Annotated in this window: 22 protein-coding genes; 7 read left to right on the forward strand and 15 right to left on the reverse strand. The window is 67.3% G+C overall.

Annotation, left to right across the window (positions count from 1 at the left end):
* The first annotated feature begins 70 nt into the window (after positions 1-70).
* The 3 genes from ACODSC_RS12535 to ACODSC_RS12545 all read left to right on the forward strand — a co-directional run bounded on the left by ACODSC_RS12535 (position 71) and on the right by ACODSC_RS12545 (position 3146).
* On the forward strand, positions 71-1135 hold the full coding sequence (locus tag ACODSC_RS12535; RefSeq protein ID WP_488814294.1) for a substrate-binding domain-containing protein: 1065 nt from the start codon (positions 71-73) through the stop codon (positions 1133-1135).
* Between the two features lie 84 nt (positions 1136-1219).
* Positions 1220-2098, forward strand: a complete 879-nt coding sequence (gene galU, locus ACODSC_RS12540) for a UTP--glucose-1-phosphate uridylyltransferase GalU (protein WP_488814295.1) — start codon at positions 1220-1222, stop codon at positions 2096-2098.
* 253 nt (positions 2099-2351) lie between these two features.
* Complete coding sequence (locus tag ACODSC_RS12545; RefSeq protein WP_488814476.1) at positions 2352-3146, forward strand: enoyl-ACP reductase FabI; 795 nt, start codon at positions 2352-2354, stop codon at positions 3144-3146.
* 3 nt (positions 3147-3149) lie between these two features.
* Here ACODSC_RS12545 and ACODSC_RS12550 read toward each other — a convergent pair whose 3' ends face one another.
* Genes ACODSC_RS12550 through ACODSC_RS12560 form a run of 3 tightly spaced genes read right to left on the reverse strand, consistent with a single transcriptional unit; the run spans position 3150 to position 4537 of the window.
* On the reverse strand, positions 3150-3356 hold the full coding sequence (locus ACODSC_RS12550) for a KTSC domain-containing protein (protein ID WP_488814297.1): 207 nt from the start codon (positions 3354-3356) through the stop codon (positions 3150-3152).
* An 11-nt stretch (positions 3357-3367) separates the two neighbouring features.
* A complete protein-coding gene (locus ACODSC_RS12555; RefSeq protein WP_488814298.1) occupies positions 3368-3769 on the reverse strand; it encodes a DUF3597 domain-containing protein in 402 nt (133 codons plus the stop codon).
* Between the two features lie 51 nt (positions 3770-3820).
* The gene (locus tag ACODSC_RS12560) at positions 3821-4537 is read right to left on the reverse strand and encodes a glutathione S-transferase N-terminal domain-containing protein (protein ID WP_488814300.1); all 717 of its coding nucleotides are present in this window, start codon (positions 4535-4537) and stop codon (positions 3821-3823) included.
* Positions 4538-4695: 158 nt separating this feature from the next.
* Here ACODSC_RS12560 and ACODSC_RS12565 point away from each other — a divergent pair, with 158 nt between their 5' ends.
* Positions 4696-4869, forward strand: coding sequence for a YegP family protein (locus ACODSC_RS12565; RefSeq protein ID WP_488814301.1), 174 nt, complete (start codon positions 4696-4698; stop codon positions 4867-4869).
* On the opposite strand, the gene rimM is transcribed toward ACODSC_RS12565, so the two are convergent.
* The 3 genes from rimM to ffh form a co-directional block, all read right to left on the reverse strand.
* A complete protein-coding gene (gene rimM, locus ACODSC_RS12570) occupies positions 4866-5393 on the reverse strand; it encodes a ribosome maturation factor RimM (RefSeq protein WP_488814302.1) in 528 nt (175 codons plus the stop codon). The two genes, ACODSC_RS12565 and rimM, sit on opposite strands and share 4 nt — an antisense overlap.
* A gap of 70 nt (positions 5394-5463) precedes the next feature.
* The gene (gene rpsP / locus ACODSC_RS12575; RefSeq protein ID WP_488814303.1) at positions 5464-6021 is read right to left on the reverse strand and encodes a 30S ribosomal protein S16; all 558 of its coding nucleotides are present in this window, start codon (positions 6019-6021) and stop codon (positions 5464-5466) included.
* A gap of 24 nt (positions 6022-6045) precedes the next feature.
* Positions 6046-7578, reverse strand: a complete 1533-nt coding sequence (ffh, locus tag ACODSC_RS12580; protein WP_488814304.1) for a signal recognition particle protein — start codon at positions 7576-7578, stop codon at positions 6046-6048.
* A gap of 314 nt (positions 7579-7892) precedes the next feature.
* Between ffh and ACODSC_RS12585 the strand changes: the two genes are divergently transcribed.
* On the forward strand, positions 7893-9098 hold the full coding sequence (locus tag ACODSC_RS12585; RefSeq protein WP_488814305.1) for a saccharopine dehydrogenase family protein: 1206 nt from the start codon (positions 7893-7895) through the stop codon (positions 9096-9098).
* A 16-nt stretch (positions 9099-9114) separates the two neighbouring features.
* On the forward strand, positions 9115-10287 hold the full coding sequence (locus ACODSC_RS12590; protein ID WP_488814306.1) for a carboxynorspermidine decarboxylase: 1173 nt from the start codon (positions 9115-9117) through the stop codon (positions 10285-10287).
* Positions 10288-10322: 35 nt separating this feature from the next.
* Here ACODSC_RS12590 and ACODSC_RS12595 read toward each other — a convergent pair whose 3' ends face one another.
* From ACODSC_RS12595 to ACODSC_RS12625, 7 genes are all read right to left on the reverse strand, one after another.
* Positions 10323-11699: a S41 family peptidase gene (locus ACODSC_RS12595; protein WP_488814307.1), complete on the reverse strand. Its 1377-nt coding sequence runs from the start codon at positions 11697-11699 to the stop codon at positions 10323-10325.
* A 138-nt stretch (positions 11700-11837) separates the two neighbouring features.
* Complete coding sequence (locus tag ACODSC_RS12600; protein WP_488814308.1) at positions 11838-12917, reverse strand: murein hydrolase activator EnvC family protein; 1080 nt, start codon at positions 12915-12917, stop codon at positions 11838-11840.
* A 1-nt stretch (position 12918) separates the two neighbouring features.
* A complete protein-coding gene (gene rlmH / locus ACODSC_RS12605; RefSeq protein ID WP_488814310.1) occupies positions 12919-13383 on the reverse strand; it encodes a 23S rRNA (pseudouridine(1915)-N(3))-methyltransferase RlmH in 465 nt (154 codons plus the stop codon).
* 4 nt (positions 13384-13387) lie between these two features.
* Positions 13388-13813 carry a ribosome silencing factor gene (rsfS, locus tag ACODSC_RS12610; RefSeq protein WP_488814312.1) on the reverse strand — a complete coding sequence of 142 codons (426 nt, stop codon included), beginning with the start codon at positions 13811-13813 and terminating at the stop codon, positions 13388-13390.
* Between the two features lie 144 nt (positions 13814-13957).
* Positions 13958-14623 carry a nicotinate-nucleotide adenylyltransferase gene (locus ACODSC_RS12615; protein WP_488814314.1) on the reverse strand — a complete coding sequence of 222 codons (666 nt, stop codon included), beginning with the start codon at positions 14621-14623 and terminating at the stop codon, positions 13958-13960.
* Between the two features lie 79 nt (positions 14624-14702).
* Positions 14703-15605 carry an alpha/beta fold hydrolase gene (locus ACODSC_RS12620; protein WP_488814477.1) on the reverse strand — a complete coding sequence of 301 codons (903 nt, stop codon included), beginning with the start codon at positions 15603-15605 and terminating at the stop codon, positions 14703-14705.
* A 2-nt stretch (positions 15606-15607) separates the two neighbouring features.
* Positions 15608-16096: a Fur family transcriptional regulator gene (locus ACODSC_RS12625; RefSeq protein WP_488814315.1), complete on the reverse strand. Its 489-nt coding sequence runs from the start codon at positions 16094-16096 to the stop codon at positions 15608-15610.
* 117 nt (positions 16097-16213) lie between these two features.
* Between ACODSC_RS12625 and ACODSC_RS12630 the strand changes: the two genes are divergently transcribed.
* On the forward strand, positions 16214-16993 hold the full coding sequence (locus tag ACODSC_RS12630) for a SapC family protein (RefSeq protein ID WP_488814316.1): 780 nt from the start codon (positions 16214-16216) through the stop codon (positions 16991-16993).
* Between the two features lie 58 nt (positions 16994-17051).
* Here ACODSC_RS12630 and ACODSC_RS12635 read toward each other — a convergent pair whose 3' ends face one another.
* Together ACODSC_RS12635 and ACODSC_RS12640 are read right to left on the reverse strand one after the other, a co-directional pair.
* Positions 17052-17459 (reverse strand): acyl dehydratase, encoded by a 408-nt coding sequence (locus ACODSC_RS12635; RefSeq protein WP_488814317.1) that lies wholly within the window; start codon positions 17457-17459, stop codon positions 17052-17054.
* 23 nt (positions 17460-17482) lie between these two features.
* Positions 17483-18514 carry an NADP-dependent oxidoreductase gene (locus ACODSC_RS12640; protein ID WP_488814318.1) on the reverse strand — a complete coding sequence of 344 codons (1032 nt, stop codon included), beginning with the start codon at positions 18512-18514 and terminating at the stop codon, positions 17483-17485.
* Positions 18515-18704: the final 190 nt, after the last annotated feature.

Consider the following 18704-nt stretch of genomic DNA (forward strand, 5'->3'; position numbering starts at 1 on the left):
ACCTGTTCGTCGGACTGTCACAATCCTCTGGTCTAAGCGTCGCGAAACGTATGCTCAGGGAGAGCTCAGGATGATCCGCACACTGAAACTGGCGGCTTCGGCCGCCGCCCTTCTGGCCCTGGCGGCCTGTGGCGACAATGGCGGGTCGGCTTCCGGCACGCGCTCGGGCATCTGGGCGGCCGGGTCGTCGACCGTCTTCCCCTTCGCCACCCGCGTGGCCGAGACCTACGCCCGCGCCTCCAGCGGGGCGGCCCCCCGCGTCGAGAGCCTGGGCACCGGCGGCGGCATCCAAGCCTTCTGCCAAGGCGTCGGTCCGACCACGCCGGACATCGCCAACGCCTCGCGCCCGATGAAGGCGTCCGAGTTCGACATGTGCCAGAAGAACGGCGTCACCGATATCGTCGAGCTGAAGATCGGCTTCGACGGCATCGTCATCGCCACGGCGCGCAACGGCAACGGCTTCAACTTCGAACTGAACGACCTCTATGAGGGCCTGGCCAAGGAAGTTCCCGGCGCGAACGGCCAGTTCGTCGCCAACCCGGCCACGACCTGGAATCAGGTCAACGCGAGCCTGCCGAACCAGCGCATCCAGGTCTATGGCCCGCCGCCCACCTCGGGCACGCGCGACGCCTTCCTGGAGCTGGGCATGACGCCGGGCGCCAAGCTGGTTCCGGCCGCCGCCGCCGTCGAAGCTTCCGACGCGGATCGTTTCGAAGCCCTGGCCCACACCCTCCGCGAGGACGGCGCCTGGATCGACTCAGGCGAGAACGACAACGCCATCGTCCAGACCCTGAGCCGCACCCCCGGTTCGTTGGGCGTGTTCGGCTATTCCTTCCTCGAGCAGAACCTGGACACGGTGAAGGCCGAGACCATCGACGGCGTGACGCCCAATGCTGAGACCATCGCCGACGGCTCCTATCCGCTGTCGCGCAGCCTCTACATCTATGTGAAGAAGGCCCACATCGGTGTGATCCCGGGCCTGCAGCAGTTCGTGCAGGAGTTCCTGTCGGAAGGTTCGGCCGGCAAGGGCGGCTATCTGGCCGACCGCGGGCTGATCCCGCTGCCGGAAGATCAACTGGTCGCCCAGCGCGCCGCCGCCTCGGCCATGACCCCGATGCAACGTCCCGCCAAATAAGGGCGGAACCCGACCGCCGCCCCGCCCCTTCTTTCGCCGGTCCGCACCGGCTAGAAGGGGCGGGATAGCTGTCAGGATTTTTTGATGACCACCACGCCCGCGCGCCTGCGCAAGGCCGTACTGCCCGTCGCGGGCCTCGGCACCCGCGTTCTTCCCGGCACCAAGACGACGCCCAAGGAACTGCTGAACGTCGTCGACCGGCCGATCCTGTCCTACATCGTCGAAGAGGCGCGCGAGGCGGGGATCGAGCACATCGTCTTCGTCACCGGCCGCTCTAAGGGCGCGATCGAGGACTATTTCGACCACCAGATCGAGCTCGAGGCCCAGCTGCTGGCCAAGGGCAAGACCGAAATCCTCGAGATGATGAACGCCGAGTTGGCCACCGCCGGCGAGATGAGCTTCACACGCCAGATGCAGCCCAAGGGCCTGGGCCACGCCGTCTGGTGCGCCCGCGACATCATCGGCGACGAGCCCTTCGCCGTCATCCTGCCCGACGTGATCGTGGACTCGCAGCCGGGGGCTCTTAAGCAGCTGGCCGAGGTCTATGCCGAGACCGGCGGCAACATCATAGGCGTGGAATCCGTCCCCCAGGACCAGACCCACAAATACGGCATCGTCGATCCCGTGAGCCGCGACGGCGCCCGCATCGTCATGAAGGGGATGGTCGAAAAGCCCGCCGCCGGGACCGCCCCGTCCAATCTGTCGATCTCGGGCCGCTATATCCTGCAGCCGGAAATCTTCGACCTGCTGGCGACGCAGGAGCGCGGCGCCGGCAACGAAATCCAGCTGACCGACGCCATGGCCCGGCTGATGAGCCGCCAGAGCTTCACCGCCGTGGAATACGAAGGCGTCACCCACGATTGCGGCGACAAGATCGGCCTGCTGAGAGCCAATGTCGCCCTGGCTCTGAAACGTCCGGACCTGGGCCAAGCCGCTCGGGCTGCGATTTCGGCGCTGCTTTAAAGGCGAGCATGCCTCTTCCTCCCCTGCGGGGGAGGGTCGTCGCGCAGCGACGGTGTGGGGGCGGCCAAGCGAGGCCGCACCGATCTGAGTGTGAGTGACGTGTCGCCCTGCCCTCTCCACCCGGTCTCACCTTCGGCTCGACCACCCTCCCCCGCAGGGAGAGGGAGAAGGCGTTGAGCCAACCTCTCCACCCTGCTAACCCTCCGCGCAAATCATCAGGAGACGAACCATGGCCGCTTCCGAAGGCTGGAACATGCCGACCGGCGAACTCATGAAGGGCAAGAAGGGCCTGATCATGGGGGTGGCGAACGCGAATTCGATCGCCTGGGGCATTGCCTCGCAGCTGGCGGCGCAAGGCGCGGAGCTGGCCTTCACCTATCTGGGCGAGGGGCTGGAGCGTCGCGTGCGGCCGCTGGCCGAGAGCGTGGGCGCCAAGCTGCTGATCCAGGCCGACGTCACCGACGACGCCTCGATGGACGCCGCCTTCGCCGAGTTGGAGAAGGAGTTCGGCACGATCGACTTCGTCGTCCACTCGGTCGCCTTCGCCAACAAGGACGAGCTGAAGGGCTCGTTCGTCGAGAACACCAGCCGCGACAGCTTCCTCTTGGCCATGAACATCTCGGCCTTCAGCTTCGTGGATGTGGCCAAGCGCGCGTCGAAACTGATGCCGAACGGCGGGTCGATGGTCACCATGACCTACCTCGGCTCGGAACGCGCCATCCCGAACTACAACACCATGGGCGTGGCCAAGGCGGCGCTGGAGGCGGCGACCCGCTATATCGCCCGCGACCTGGGACCCAAGGGCATTCGCGTCAACGCCATCTCGGCCGGCGCCATGCGCACCCTGTCGCTGGCGGGTATCTCGGGCGGTCGCGGCATGATCAGCCAGGGTCGCGCCATGTCGGCGATGAAGGAAGACACCTCGATGGAGGGCGTCGCCGGCGCCGCCCTGTGGCTGTGCTCGGACCTGGGCCTGTCGACCACGGGTGAGGTCGTCCATGTCGACGCCGGCTTCCACATGATGGGTCTGGCGGGCGACGAGGAATAGGGCCTAGCCGCCTCGCGGATGGCGTTCGAAGGCGAAGCGGTCGCGGATTCGGTCGCCGAAGAACCGCCCCTTGGACGGGGCGGTCTCCAGACCTTGCGCAATGTCCGGCGGCACGGACTGATAGTCGTAGCGGTCGCCTGAGGTGAAGGTCACGCTCAGGCGACGCCGCGCCGGGTCATAGTCGAACCGCCGAATGACGGTCGAGGGCATGACGCCCGCCGTCAGTCGCGCAGCGAGGCCGGAACCTGGCCGCCGTTTTCGGCCAGCTTCTTCCAGACGGCCTTGGACAGGGCGATATTCTGCTCGGCCGAGCCGTGCTCGCCGGCGTGGACGTTCAGCTCCTCGGCCAGCTCCTTGCGGGCGGCCAGGCTGGAATCCAGATCCAGCAGCTTCAGCAGATCGACGATGGAGGTGCGCCAGTTGCCGCCGCCGCCCTTGGACTGCGCCAGATCGCTGAGCACCGCCTCGACATCGACGGGCGGCAGGGCCGGCGCCGTCATCGGAACGGGACCGGCGCTCGGCGTGGGCGGCGCGCCGGTGGCGGTCGGCGATGGCGCGGGGGACGGCGCCGTTTTCGGCTTGTGGCCGGTGATCTTGTTCCAGATCGAAGAGAAGATGCCCATCGGTCGCGCTCCTGTTGGTGTGTCCAGACAACGCGACCGATAGGCGAGGGTTCAGCCGCGCGCCGGAATCTCCAGACCGCGCCGCACCGCCGGGCGGGCCAGGCCGCGTTCCAGCCAGGCGGCGACGTGGGGGAAGTCGTTGAAGCCGACGATCTCGCCCGCCTCATAGAAGCCGATCAGATTGCGGACCCAGCCCAGGGTCGCGACGTCGGCGATGGAATAGTCGTCCACGATCCAGTCGCGGGGCGCGCCGCCGTCATTGGCCAGTCGCGTCTCCAGCACGCCCAGCAGGCGGCGGCTTTCGGCGACGTAGCGATCGCGGGGACGCTTGTCCTCATAGTCCTTGCCGGCGAAGCGGTGGAAGAAGCCCAGCTGGCCGAACATCGGGCCGATGGCGCCCATCTGGAACATGACCCACTGGATCGTCTCGTAGCGGGTCGCGGGATCAACCGAGAGCAGCTTGCCGGTCTTTTCGGCCAGGTAGATCAGGATGGCGCCGGATTCGAACAGGGCCAGGGGCTTTCCGCCCGGCCCGTTCGGATCGAGGATGGCGGGGATCTTGCCGTTGGGGTTCAGCGACAGAAACTCCGGCCCCCAGGTCTCGTTGTTGGTGATGTCGATCAGGTGCGGCTCATAGGCCAGGCCGACCTCTTCCAGCATAATCGACGCCTTCACGCCGTTGGGCGTCGGCAGGGAATAGAGTTGGATGCGGTCGGGATGCTGGGCCGGCCAGCGTTGGGTGATCGGAAAGGCGGACAGGTCGGTCATGGCGGGCCTCGCGTGTTGAGGCCTCTATTTCGGGACCGTCTCGCGGTTTCGCAACAGCGGCCGGCGCCATTTGATCGCGGGCTTGTGTCTGGAACCGTACCCCGGACGGCGCCAGCTTGACCGTGAACGATCCTCCGGTCGTAGCAGGGAGACGCCCCATGGCGCACAAGTTCGAAGTCTATCAGGACAAGGCCGGCGAATACCGCGTCCGCTTCAAGTTCAACTCCGAAGTCATTTTCTCGACCGAGGGCTATTCCGACAAGTCGGGCGCCAAGCGCGCGATCGAGTCGATCAAGAAGCACGTGGTCGACGCCCCGGTTGAAGACGCCTAGTCGGGCTCGCGCTCGCCCACCTCGGTCGGCGGCGCGGCCAGCAGCCAGCCGTCGGCTAAGTGCAGTTCGGGTGTCGCTTCCTTGGTGAAGGGCAGATACCAGGTCGGGCCGCCGGTCGCGGGGGCGATCTCCAGCATGTCGTCGGCGCCGAAGTTCTGGACCGACTTGACTGTGCCCAAGACCGCGCCTGCCGTGTCGCGGACCTCGATCCCCAGCAGGTCGGCGAGGTAGAATTCGTCCTCTTCCGGTTCCGGGAAGCGGTCGCGGGGGACGTGCAGTTTGAGCCCACGCAGGGCGTCAGCCTCTTCCTTGGTGGCGATCTCCTTGGCCCGGCCGACGACGCCGGCCTTGTCGGGCCGCGTCGCGGTCAGGGTCAGGGCGACCGTGCCGTCCGCGCGAAGCAGCGGGCCATAGGCGGTCAGGGCGAGAGGATCGGCGGTGAAGGCGGTCACCCGCACTTCGCCCCGCACCCCGAAACCGCCGCCGATCTGGCCGACGAGGATCAATCTGCTGTCCGTGGTCATGGGTCGTCCTTAGCGCATGAAAAAGGCGGCGTCGAAAGACGCCGCCTCGATCATCGTCAAAGCGAAAGGCTTAGCCTTCGGCCTTTTCTTCGGTTGCTTCTTCGGCAGCCGGAGCCTCTTCGGCGGCGGCTTCAGCAGCAGGCGCTTCTTCGGCCGGAGCTTCTTCAGCCGGGGCTTCTTGGACCGCCGGGGCAGCAGCGGCGGCGGCGGCTTCTTCCTTGGCGCGGGCGGCGGCTTCAGCGGCCTCGACCTTGGCGGCGGCTTCGGCTTCCAGGCGGTCGGCTTCGCGCTGGGCGCGTTCGGCGGCGCGCTCTTGCGCCTTCTTGCCGGGCTGGGCCTTGTTCGGGTTGTTCGACTGGGTCCACTTGACCTTCTGGCCCAGGGTCTCGTCCTGCGACAGGAAGCGGGCGACGCGGTCGGTCGGCTGAGCGCCCTTGCCGAGCCATTCGGCGATACGCTCGACCTTCAGGGCGACGCGCGGGGTGGCGCCGTCCTTGGGCAGCATCGGGTTGTAGCTGCCGACCTTCTCGATGAACTTGCCGTCACGGGGCGAGTGCGAGTCGGCGATGACGATGTGGTAGTAGGGGCGCTTCTTGGCGCCGCCGCGGGCCAGACGAATCTTCAGCATTTCAGGTCTCTTTCTAGGACGTCGTTATTTCTTGGGAGGGAAGCCCGGAAGGCCGGGCAGGCCTCCCGGAAGTTGTCCGCCACCCAGCCCGGCGAGCCGGTCCTGGATGGCTTTCAGGTCGTCGGCGCTGGGTTCGGGCGTCTTGCCGCCGCCCATCGCCTTCAATCGGTTCAGATCGGGGCCGCCCCCCATGCCGGGGATGCCGCCGCCGAGGCCGCCCAGCATGGCGGCCATCTGCTGCATCTTCTTGGGTCCGCCGCGCGCCATCGACTTGACCACGTCGGCCATCTGACGGTGCTGTTTGAGGACCCGGTTCACGTCCTGCACATCCACGCCGGCGCCGGCGGCGATGCGCTTCTTGCGGCTGGCGTTCAGCAGGTCCGGCTTCTTGCGCTCGGTCTTGGTCATCGAGGAGATGATGGCTTCCTGGCGCAGGATCATGCGGTCGTCGATGCCGCTCTCGGCCATCTGGCCCTTCATCTTGGCCACGCCGGGCAGCATGCCCATGATGCCCTGAAGCCCGCCCATCCGCTTCATCTGCTGAAGCTGACCGGCTAGGTCGTCCAGGTCGAACTGACCCTTGGCCAGCTTGCGGGCCATCTTCTCGGCCTTGGCCTGGTCCAGGTCCTGGCTGGCCTTTTCGACCAGGGCGACGATATCGCCCTGGCCCAGGATGCGGCCGGCGACGCGGCGGGCGTCGAACACGTCCAGCGCATCGACTTTTTCGCCGGCGCCCAGATATTTGATCGGCAGGCCGGTGACGGCCCGCATCGACAGCATGGCGCCGCCGCGACCGTCGCCGTCGGCGCGGGTCAGGACCAGGCCCGTCAGGGGCAGGCGGGCGTGGAAGGCGGCGGCGGTGCGAACCGCATCCTGGCCGGTCAGGCTGTCAGCGACCAGCAGGGTCTCGACGGGCTTGGCGATGTCGGCGACCTCGGCCACCTCGTTCATCAGCCCTTCGTCCAAGGTGATGCGACCGGCGGTGTCGAGGATCAGGACGTCGAAGCCCTGGAGCTTGGCCGACTGCAGCGCCCGGCGCGTGATCTGGACGGCGCTCTCGCCCGCCACGATGGGCAGGACGGCGACGTCGATCTGTTTGCCCAGCTGCGCCAGCTGTTCCATCGCGGCCGGACGACGCGTGTCCAGCGAGGCCATCATGACCTTCTTGCGATCGAACTTGGTCAGGCGCAGCGCCAGCTTGGCCGAGGTCGTGGTCTTGCCCGAGCCCTGCAGGCCGGCCATCAGCACCACGGCGGGCGGACTGGTGTTGGTGTTGAGGGGAACCGGCTCTTCGCCGCCCAGCATCTCGATCAGGCCGTCATAGACGATCTTGACCACCTGGTCGGCGGGGCGGACCGAACGGATGACCTCTTCGCCCGTCGCGCGCTCTGTGGCGAAGGCGATGAATTCCTTGACGACGGGCAGGGCGACGTCGGCCTCGAGCAGGGCTACGCGCACTTCGCGCATCGCCTCGGCGACATCCTTTTCGGACAGGGCGCCGCGCCCGGTGATCCGGTCGAAGACGCCTGTCAGCCGCTCGTTCAGAGCCTCGAACATTCACTACCTCGTGTGGCGCAAGTGAAACGGCTCCATACGACAACGGCCCCCGGCGACGATCACGTCGGCGGAGGGTTCTCGCCGGGCTCGTCCATCAAAGATGGGGTCGTCCCGGTGGAGACGCGAGGTTCACTTGCGTCGGAAGCGGCGGCTTATGAAGGAAAACAAGGCGGAAGGCAACCGAAGCGAGTCGATCACGCTTTAAACCCGATGTTCGCCAACGCATTTAGCGGATTGTCATCATCGTGCTAAGAGCCCCGCCCTTTATAGGGGCGGCGATGTCGCCAACGTTTTTGACTTCAGGAGAAGCACGCATGAGCAAGGTGCTGGTTATCGGCGCGGGCGGCGTCAGTTCGGTCGCGGTCCACAAGATGGCGATGAATGCGGACATCTTCTCGAATATCACCCTGGCGAGCCGCACGAAGTCGAAGTGCGACGCCATCGCCGCCTCCGTGAAGTCGCGCTTTGGCGTCACCATCGAAACGGCCGCCATCGACGCCGACGATGTCGCGGCGACCACCGCCCTGATCAAACAGGTGCAGCCGGCCCTGGTCGTGAACCTAGCCCTGCCCTACCAGGACCTGGCCATCATGGACGCCTGTCTGGCGGCCGGCGTGAACTATCTCGACACCGCCAACTACGAGCCGCGCGACGAGGCCAAGTTCGAATACAAGTGGCAGTGGGCCTATCAGGAGCGGTTCGAGAAAGCCGGCCTGATGGCGCTGCTGGGCTCGGGGTTCGACCCCGGCGTGACCTCGGTCTTCACCACCTACACCAAGAAGCACCTGCTGGATTCGATCGAGACGCTCGACATCCTGGACTGCAACGGCGGCGACACCGGCCTGCCGTTCGCGACCAACTTCAACCCCGAGATCAACCTGCGCGAAGTGACCGCTCCGTCGCGTCACTGGGAAGACGGCCAGTGGGTCGAGGGCCCGGCGCTGAGCCACAAACAGGCCTTCGATTTCGAGGGCGTGGGTCAGAAGAACATGTACCTCATGTATCATGAGGAGCTGGAATCGCTGGCGAAATTCTACCCCGAGATCAAGCGCATCCGCTTCTGGATGACCTTCGGCGACAGCTATCTGAAGCACCTCGAAGTGCTGGAAAACATCGGCATGACCTCGATCGAGCCGATGATGTTCCAGGGCCGCGAGATCATCCCGATCGAGTTCCTGAAGGCCCTGCTGCCGGAACCCTCGTCGCTGGGTCCGATCACCAAGGGCAAGACCAATATCGGCACCATCGCCACCGGCCAGAAGGACGGCGAGGCCAAGACGGTCTACGTCAACAACATCTGCGATCACCAGGAAGCCTATGCCGAGACCGGCAACCAGGCCGTCAGCTACACCACCGGCGTGCCGGCCATGATCGGTGCGGCCCTGATGCTGACCGGCCAATGGAAGGGCGCGGGCGTGTTCAACATGGAACAGCTGGATCCCGATCCCTTCATGGACATGCTGAACAAGCACGGCCTGCCGTGGAAGGTTCAGGACCTGGACGCCCCTCTCGACTTCTAAGGCTCAGACCATGGCCATGCAGACCCAAGCCGGCGGACCGGGCGCCTTCGCCCGGTTCGATCTGAACCGCGTTCCGTCGCCCGCCTTCGTGGTCGACGAGGCGGCGGTGCGTCGCAACCTGTCGGTCCTGAAGGACGTGGGGCAACGCGGAAACGCGCGGGTTCTGTTAGCCCTGAAGGCCTTTTCCATGTGGTCGCTGGCCGACGTCGTCGGGGAATACCTCGACGGCGTCTGCGCCTCAGGCCTGTGGGAGGCGCGGCTGGCGCGGGAGTTCTACAAAGGACACCTGACCACCTATTCGCCAGCCTACAAGCCCGCCGACCTGCCCGAGATCCTGCGTCTGTCGGACACGGTCATCTTCAACGCCCCCGACCAGATCGCCCGGTTCGCCGACATGATCGCGACGGCGCGGGGCGAGGGCGAGACGTTTGACATCGGCCTGCGCCTGAACCCCGAGCATTCCGAGGCCGAGGTCGCCAAATACGACCCGTGCCAGTTCGGCTCGCGCCTGGGGTTTCCGGTGTCGCAGCTGAAGCCGGAACATCTGGACGGCGTCGACGGCCTGCACATCCATGCCTTGTGCGAACAGGGCTTCGAGCCGCTGGAGCGGATCTGGGCGGCGGTGGAGCTGACGTTGGCGCCGCTGTTGGCCGATCTGAAATGGATCAACCTGGGCGGCGGGCACCATGTGACGCGGGCCGATTACAGGCGTGACGATCTGGCGGCCTTCCTGCGCCGTCTGGGAGAGACGCATGGGCTTGAAGTCTATATCGAGCCGGGCGAGGCCGTGGCGCTGGACGCCGGCATACTGATCGGCGAGGTGCTGGACACCTTCGACAACGGCATCGCGGTCGCCATCACAGACATTTCCGCGACCTGCCACATGCCCGATGTGATCGAGGCGCCCTATCGTCCGGCCATGCTGAACGAGGGCGAGGCGGGCGTGACCTATCGCCTGGGCGGGCCGTCGTGCCTGGCGGGCGACATCATCGGAGATTACGTCTTCGAGACGGCGCCAACGGCGGGGACGCGAATCGCGTTTCTGGACCAGGCCCACTATTCGATGGTGAAGACCAACACCTTCAACGGGGTGCCGCTTCCGGCCATCGCCCTGTGGAACAGCGAGACGGACGCGCTGAAGTTGGTGCGCGAATTCGACTATTCGGAGTTCCGCGACCGACTGTCCTGATCGCAAAAAGGGCGGCTCGCGCCGCCCTTCCCGTCCTATTCTTCCTTCGGTTCGTCCGCCGCCGGCTCGGCGTCAGGCTTGGGCGTCGAGCCCGGCTCGGTGACGACGATGCCTTCGGGCGCGGCCGGCAGTTTCGACAGGTCGCCGCCGGCGCGCAGCACATCCAACGCCCGCTGAAGCTGATAGTCCTTTTCCTTGTCGAAGGCCTCGCCGGGGGCTTCACGCGGCGTGTGCGGGCCCTTGCGCTCGGCGCCGATAGAGGCGTCCAGCGCCGTGGCGTAGGCGGCTTCGGAATAGATGAAGCTGGAGCGCGAGACGATACGGGCCTCGGCTTCCGAACGTGCGACCTCCAGGTCCGGCTCGATGCCGATCTTCTGGATCGAGGCGCCCGACGGGGTGTAGTAGCGCGCGGTCGTGATCGACAGGGCGCCGTCCTGGCCCTGACGCAGCGGAATCACCGTCTGAACCGATCCCTTGCCGAAGCTGGTCAGGCCGACGACCGTCGCGCGCTGATGATCCTTCAGGGCGCCGGCCACGATCTCGGACGCCGAGGCCGAGCCGTAGTTGACCAGCACCACCAGCGGCAGGCCGCCGGTCATGTCGCCGGGCTTGGCGGAATAGCGCTGGATCTGCTCGGGCTTGCGGCCGCGCTGGCTGACGATCTCGCCGCGCTCCAGGAAGGCGTCCGACACGTCGATGGCGGCGTTCAGCAGGCCGCCGCCGTTGTTGCGCAGATCGAGCACATAGCCCTTCACGCCCGGCTTCTCGGCCTTGATCTTGGCGATGGCCTCGTTCAACTCGCGGCCGGTGTTCTCGTTGAAGGTCGAGACGCGCAGATAGCCGAAGTCGCCCTCGACCCGGCCGGTGACCGACTGGACCTTGATGACCTCGCGGGTCAGGACGACCTCCAGCGGATCGGAGCCGTCGCGCAGGAAGGTGACCTTGACGCTGGTCCCGACCTCGCCGCGCAGCTTTTCCGACACCTGGCTGACCGTCAGGCCGGCCGCGTTCTGGCCCTCGATCGACGAGATGACGTCGCCCGCCTGGACCCCGGCCTTGGCGGCGGGGCTGTCGTCCATCGGCGAGATGACCTTCACCATGCCGCCGTCGGCGCTGATGGTCAGGCCGACGCCCGAATACTGGCCCTCGGTGCGCTCGCGCAGCTCGTCGTAGTTGGAGGGCGGCAGATAGTTGGAGTGCGGGTCCAGCGCCGTCATCATTCCGGCCAGCGCGGCCTCGATCAGCTTCTTGTTGTCGACTGGGACCACATAGGCCTGCTCGACGATGCCGACTACGTCGCCGAACAGCTCCAGCATGCGGAAGGTTTCGTTGCGGGGAGTCTGGCTAGAAACGGCGGCGGCGGATCCGCCGAGCACCAGTGCGGCGCAGCCGACGAGGAGCAGTTTACGCATTCGGTCTCTTTCGGTCGGGCCGATCATCAGAGGCGCCCGTGGGAGGGTAAGGCCCCGCAGTCACGACCAAATCGTGGCGACGCGGCGTCGGGCCGATAAAATCAGCGTCCGAGCAGAATGCAAAGCTCTATTGCAGGTTCATCTCAGCCAAGGCCCCGGATCGATGGGCCGTTCGTCGCGGCGCAGCTCGAAATAGACGTCGCCGTCGGGACCGCTGCGGCCCAGGGTCTGGCCGTCGGCGACGCGGGCGTCGGCCTGGACGTCCACGCTTTCCAGTCCGGCGATGACCGCACGCCAGCCGGGGCCCAGATCCAGCACGACCACCTGGCCCCAGCCGGTCAGCGGCCCGGCGTAGGCGACCTTGGCGTCGGCCGGTGCGGCGACGGTCGCGCGGTCGGCCCGCCAGCGCCAGCCGGACGTTCCCTCGCCCCAGGTCTGGCTGGGATCGCCGGCGACGGGCGAAGAAAGCCGCGCGCGACCGGCGGGCAGGCGGGCCGTCGGCGCCTCGGGCGCCTCGGTCGCCGGCACGGCCCCGCCCAGTTCGCGGATGCGGCGTTCCAGCACCTGGGCGGCGCGTTCGGCGGCGCGCGCCTCCGCGTTCAGGACGGCGGTCAGGGCGGTCTTGCGCGCGGTCAGGTCCTCGATTTCGGCGCGGCGATCGCCTTGCGCGCTCTCGGTCGTCAGCAGACGTTCGGACGACAGGACGGCGAGACGACGGATGCGCATGATCTCCACCTGACGATCGGACAGGGTCTTGGCGCGCTTTTGAAGGTCCGGGGTCATCGCCTTGAGCAGGATCGAGGCGCGCACCGTGTCGATGGCCTTGTCGGCGGGCACCAGCAGGGGCGGCGGCGGGCGGCGGCTCATCATCTGCAAGGCGCTGAGCAGACGGCCCTGGGCGCCGCGCTCGCGAGCCATCTGGGCGACCAGTTCGGCCTCGCGCGCGCTGAGCTGGCGCAGACGCGCGCGCTGGTCCTCGATCTGGCGGTCGTCGGTCTGTTCGTCGGCACGCAGGTCGGCGAGACGGCGCTCCAGCCGCGCGAGTTCGTCCTTGGCCGCGTCCGCGTCGGCGCGCAGGCGACGCGCGCGCACGGCCTCGTCGCGATATTGGGCCTGAATGCGCGACAGCTCGCTCTCGGGCGCCTGCCTGCCCGCAGCCGGCGCGGCGCAGACGAAGCCCGTCAGCAGGGCGAGGGAAAGAGCGGTGGCGCGACGCATGTCAGTCGCGATGATAGGGCGATCCGGCCAGGATGGTCACGGCCCGATAAAGCTGTTCCGCCAGCATGGCGCGCGCCAGGGCGTGGGGCCAGGTCTGGGGCCCGAAGGCCAGGGTGGAGGCGGCGGCGGCGCGCACGCTCTCGTCCAGTCCGTCCGCCCCGCCGATGGCAAAGATCAGGCGGCGTTCGCCCTGGTCGCGCAGTTTGGCGATGTGGTCGGCGAAGGCGCGCGATGAATAGGTCTTGCCGCGTTCGTCGCAGGCGATCAGATGCGATCCTTCCGCAGCGGCGAGGATCAGCTCGGCCTCCGGCGCCTTGCCCGGCTTGCGGGCCTCAAGGTCGATCAATTCGAGGGGGCCGAGGCCCAGCACGCGTCCCGCAAGGGTGGCGCGCCGGGCGTAGTCGTCGGCGAGCGTCGCCTCAGGCCCCCGGCCCGGTCGGCCGATGGCGACGACGCTCAGCTTCACGGTCTTAGTCGCGGACCATGCGGTGGGCGGAATCGACGGCCCAGATCTTCTCGATATTGTAGAAGGTGCGCACTTCCGGGCGGAACAGGTGGACGATCACGTCGCCGGCGTCGATCAGGACCCAGTCGCAGTGCGGCAGCCCCTCGACCTTGGCCTTGCCCAGACCGTTTTCCTTCAGCGTGCGCAGCAGGTGATCGGCGATGGCGCCGACGTGGCGGTGCGAGCGGCCGGAGGCCACGATCATGGTGTCGGCCATGGCGCTTTTGCCCTTCAGGTCGATCAGGACCATGTCCTGGGCCTTGTCCTCGTCGAGGCGGCTCAGCAGGGCTTCTTCGAGCGGGGTGGAGCCGATCGGACGCGGGGCGGAATCGCCGAACGCGTGGGAGGATTCAGATCCGTCTTCGGAATGGAGAGGTTCGATAGCATCCATCTCGTGCGCCGTGTTCGAAACGGCGGCGTCTTGCGTATCATACGCGGGCGAGGGGGTCAGCGGAGGGCTCCGGGAGCATTGACTAAAGAAGCCCTTTAGCACGGATGGGCCGCAACGTGAACCGGCGCCCGAATCATACGGCGATCACGAGGTGGCGTGTCGCCCTGTCGAGGTCCGGATCGCGGTGGAGGACAGAGGATTGAGCGGCGCCGTCAGATAGGTCCAGGCGGGCGCGGCGAGCGTGGGCAGAAGGCCGGCCTGCTGGGCGGGAATGCGGAACCCGGCGAACCGGGCGGCGGCCGGGGCGGTGCGGCTGTCCAGCAGGGAACCCGGCCGGGCGATCACCGCGACGGGCATCAGCCGCATGATGTCGGTCCAGCCCCTCCAGCGATGGAAGCTGGCCAGATTGTCCGACCCCATCAGCCAGACGAAATGCACGCCCGGATGACGCGCGACCAGGAGGCGAACCGTATCGACGGTCCAGGTCACGCCCGCGCGCGTCTCGAAATCCGAAACGATCATGGACGGGCCGCGGGCCTGGGCGCGGGCCGAGGCCATGCGGTCGGCCAGGGGGGCGCTGTGGCGGGCGTCCTTCAGAGGGTTCTGCGGCGAGACCAGCCAGACGACGCGGTCCAGGTCCAGCCGGCGCATCGCCGTCTCGCCCACGTGCGCATGGCCCTCGTGGGCGGGATTGAAGGAGCCCCCGAACAGGCCGACCTTCATACCCGGCGTCAGGATCAGTCCATCGCGCAGCGCCCCGGATCGGGGGCCGGCGCCTTTGGGCGCGGGACCGGCGTGGAAGAAGGACAAGCGGCGTCTCGGGCGGCGGGAGTTTTGCTCAGCGGCGCCCTTATAGCGCGGGTCTTTGTTCAGCCTACAGAAATCATTCTCAGACGGCGGCTTCGAACAGGGCGTCGCGCGCGACGTCGGCGTGGGTCATGGGAAATAGGTGGCCGCCGCCGGACACGACCTCGACCGTGACGTTGGGCGACACGCGCGGCGAGACCGGCGCCTGGGTCAGGGCGCCGTGTTCGGCCTTCAGGATTCTGACCGGCCCAGGATAGCGCCGCAGCGCTCGCCAGGGATCGTGCGCCTGGGCCGCATAGTTGGCGGCCTCCCAGGCCGGCGTGGCGGTGAGGCTTAAGCCGCCCTCCCCTTCGCCCTTTTGCTCACTCAGGCCTTCCGACAGATAGTCGGCCAGCACCATGTCGGGCCAGCCCTTGAAGGCGCCGCGCCCGCGATAGGCGGCCATGGCCTGTTCGCGGCTGTCGAAAAGGCTGCGGCGGCGCAGGGTCGCCTTGGCGATGGGAATCGCCGCCATCAGCCGATGGGCGAAGGGCAGGTTGAAGGCGAAGACCGCCGAGCGTTTCCAGATCACCGGATCGAACAGCACCAGGCTGGAGACCCGGTCCGGCCGTTCCGCCGCCGCCAAAAGCGAGGCCGTGCCGCCCATCGAATGACCGGCCATCACGACCGGCGGACCGTCGATGGCCTCGAGCAGGGCCAGCAGGTCGTCGCGGTGATCCAGCCAACTGGTCTTGGGTCGCGTGAACACCGGCAGGGTCGAGCGGCCGTGCCCGCGCAGGTCCGGCGCCCAGATGCGAAGCGAGGCCGAAAGCGGCGACAAAAGGCTGCGATAGGTGGCGGCGTTGAAGCCGTTGGCGTGGGAGAAGACCAGATCGACCGGTCGGTTCGGATCGCCGAAATCCAGCACCGCCATCTCGCCGGCGCCCCAGCGATTGTCGATCGGCACGGTCAGGCGGCGCGGCGGAGACATCAGCGCCGCATCCATGCTCAGGCCGCCTCGCGGCAGGCGGCGCAACGGCCGTGCGCCTCGATCGTGGTGCGGGCGATGGCGTAGCCGGCGGCGGAGGCGGCGGCGGTCATGGCGCTCTGGTCCGGCCCGCTGACCTCACGTGTCGCGCCGCAGCAGTCGCAGATCAGGAAGGCGGCGGCGTGGGCGGCGTCCCCGTCGTCGCTGCAGGCGACATAGGCGCTGATGGAGGCGATCCGGTGCGCCATGCCCAGCCGCTCCAGAAACTCCAGGGCGCGATAGACGGTCGGGGGCTTTGCGGCCTGGCCGTCCTCGCCGAAGCGCGCGATCAGGTCATAGGCCTTGACCGGCTCGCCCGCCGCCAGCAGCAGCGACAGGACCCGACGGCGCTGGGCGGTCATCCGCTCACCGGCCTGGGTCGCGCGCGCCTCGGCTGACGCCAGGGCGCGGTCCAGCGCGCCGCCGTTCAGGCCTGAGTGGTCATGATCGTGATCGCAGGCGGAACCCATGCGCCACAGCTAATGGCTGGGAGCCCCTACTGCAACCGACGCATCGCGGGTTTGCCGCTGGGACAGGGTTGGGCTAGAAGGCCCGCCTCATATCTCCATCCAGAGCGTCCTCGCTTCATGACCGACACGAACAACTCGCCGCTCGAGGGCAATGTCCTCTTCTATATCAACCCCGAGCCGCTGGATCAGGGCGTGCACGGCGCGCTGGGCGTCAATCCGGCCGACAAGCCCTACGCCTTTGTCGCCCAGACCAATATCGTGCCGCTGACGGTGACCGAGTTCGCCGCCGCCGCCCTGTCCTATCCGATCATCTTCACCGGCGAGAACCGCCAGCCCGTCGTGGTCATGGGCCTGCGTCAGGGCGAGAACCTGTTCGTCGCCGACGACGGCGAGTTCCGCGGCGACGCCTATGTGCCCGCCTATGTTCGCCGCTATCCGTTCGTCTTCGCCGACGACAAGCAGAACCAGCGCCTGATCCTGTGCATCGACCGCGGCGCGGCCATCGTCGCCGAGGGCGGCCAGAACCCGCTGTTCGTGGATGGCAAGCCCAGCGACTACACCAATATGGCGATGGAGTTCTGCAACAACTTCGAGCAGGAGCGCCAGCGCACCGAAGGCTTCGTCAAGCTGGTCAACGACCTGGACCTGCTGGACATCCGCGAGGCCCTGTTCACCCCGCGCAACGCCGACGGCACGCCGGGCGAGCCGCAGAAGCTGGCCGAATACTACGCCGTTTCGGAAGACAAGCTGCGCGCCCTGCCGGCCGAGAAGCTGGCCGAACTGCGCGACAACGGCGCGCTGGGCCAGATCTACGCCCACCTGGTGTCGCTGCTGGGCTGGGACCGCCTGATCGCCCTGACGTTCCTGCGTCAGGCGCAACCGGCGACCGTCAACTAGGCGATCGACGATCCGAGACGTTCAGCCCCGCCGGTCGCCGGCGGGGCTTTTCTTTGGCTCAACGCCGCGAGAACAGGGCGCGCGTCAGGCAGGAGAAGACCAGCCGCCCGGCCTCGTCCAGCAGGTCGTGCGAGGCGATGACGATGCCCTTCTCGTCGCCGACCGGATCCTTGCCCATCACCGTCATCCGCCCGCGCAGCAGTTCGCCGGCGGGCGGATTGCGCATGTAACGCAGGCCGTCGACGGCCAGGACCTTGGTCTGGGCCCAGCCGCCGGACTTGTCGGCCGCCAGACGGCTCCACAGCACATAGACCATGGCGTCCGGCGCGCCGTAGGCGGCGTCCCACCCCGGCGAGAACCGCTCGATGAAGACGTCCATCGCCGCCTGATCGACGGCGCAGGCGCCTAGCGGCACGACCTGCCCCACTTCCAGATCCTCGAAATGGACGTGCAGCGGATCGCTCATGGACGCGGCTTTCTCTGAGGGCTTCAGGCGGGTTCTTCGGAAACGCGGACCAGCAGCTTGCCGTCGTGATCGCCGGTGAACAAGCGGTTCAACGAGTCCACCGCCCCCTCCAGCCCGTCATCGACGTGAACCTTCCACTTCACCCGGCCGTCCGCCAGCCACGGCCCCATCTCGGCGACCATTTCGCGGGCGCGTCCCGCATAGTCCAGAACCAGGAAGCCCTGGACGTTCAGTCGGTGGGTGATCAGGCGGGCGAAGTTCGGCGACGGCGGCGCCTTGGTCGCATTGTAGGCCGACACCAGGCCGCAGACGGCCATTCGGCCGTGAATCTTCAGACGGTTGAACACGGCGATCATGATGTCGCCGCCGACATTCTCGAAATTCAGGTCCACGCCGTCCGGCGCCAGGCGGTCCAAGGCCTCGCCCACGTCCTCGTTCTTGTAGTCGATGGCGGCGTCGAACCCGAGATCGTCTGTCAGCCACGCGCATTTCTTGGGTCCGCCTGCGATGCCGATGACGCGGCAGCCGCGCTGCTTGGCGATCTGGCCGGCGATCGAGCCGACGGCGCCCGCCGCCGCCGAAATCACCAGGGTCTCGCCAGCCTTGGCCTTGAGCACGTCGGTGACGCCGAAATAGGCGGTCATGCCCGTCATGCCGAGCACCGACATATTCGCCGTCAGCGGCAGGCCGGGCGCACGATGAACCGGCCGAAGCCCACCCTCGGGCACGGCGGCATAGTCGGCCCAGCCGCCGGACGTCGGCGTGACGACGTCCCCGACCTTGAAGCGGTTCGACCGGCTGGATTCGACGACGCCCAAGGTCAGGCCGCGCATGACCTCGCCGAGCCCCACCGGCGGCAGATAGCCTTCGGAATCGTTCATCCAGGTCCGGTTGGTTGGGTCCAGCGACAGATAGACAGTGCGGACCAGCACTTCGGATTCCTTCAGATCCGGAATCGGGGTCTCGACCAGTTCCAGGTCGCCCGGCTGGATCAGGCCTTTGGGCCGCTGGCGCAGCACCCACTGGCGGTTCGTCTTGCCATTCGCCGAAGCCATGCCGGTCTCTCCTGTCCGCTCGTTCTTGAACTTTACCTTGGCGCGTGCGCGCGTCGGGGTCGATACCAAAGAAAAAAGCGGCCCTTTCGGACCGCTTTGGAGTGGCATCATCGAGAATGAGGCGCGGAGGCGACAGATCGGCTTTCGCCAATCTTTTAAGTCGGGGGGCGTCGCCGCCTCCGCATGCCGA

The sequence above is a fragment of the Brevundimonas sp. FG128 genome, from assembly GCF_057809775.1.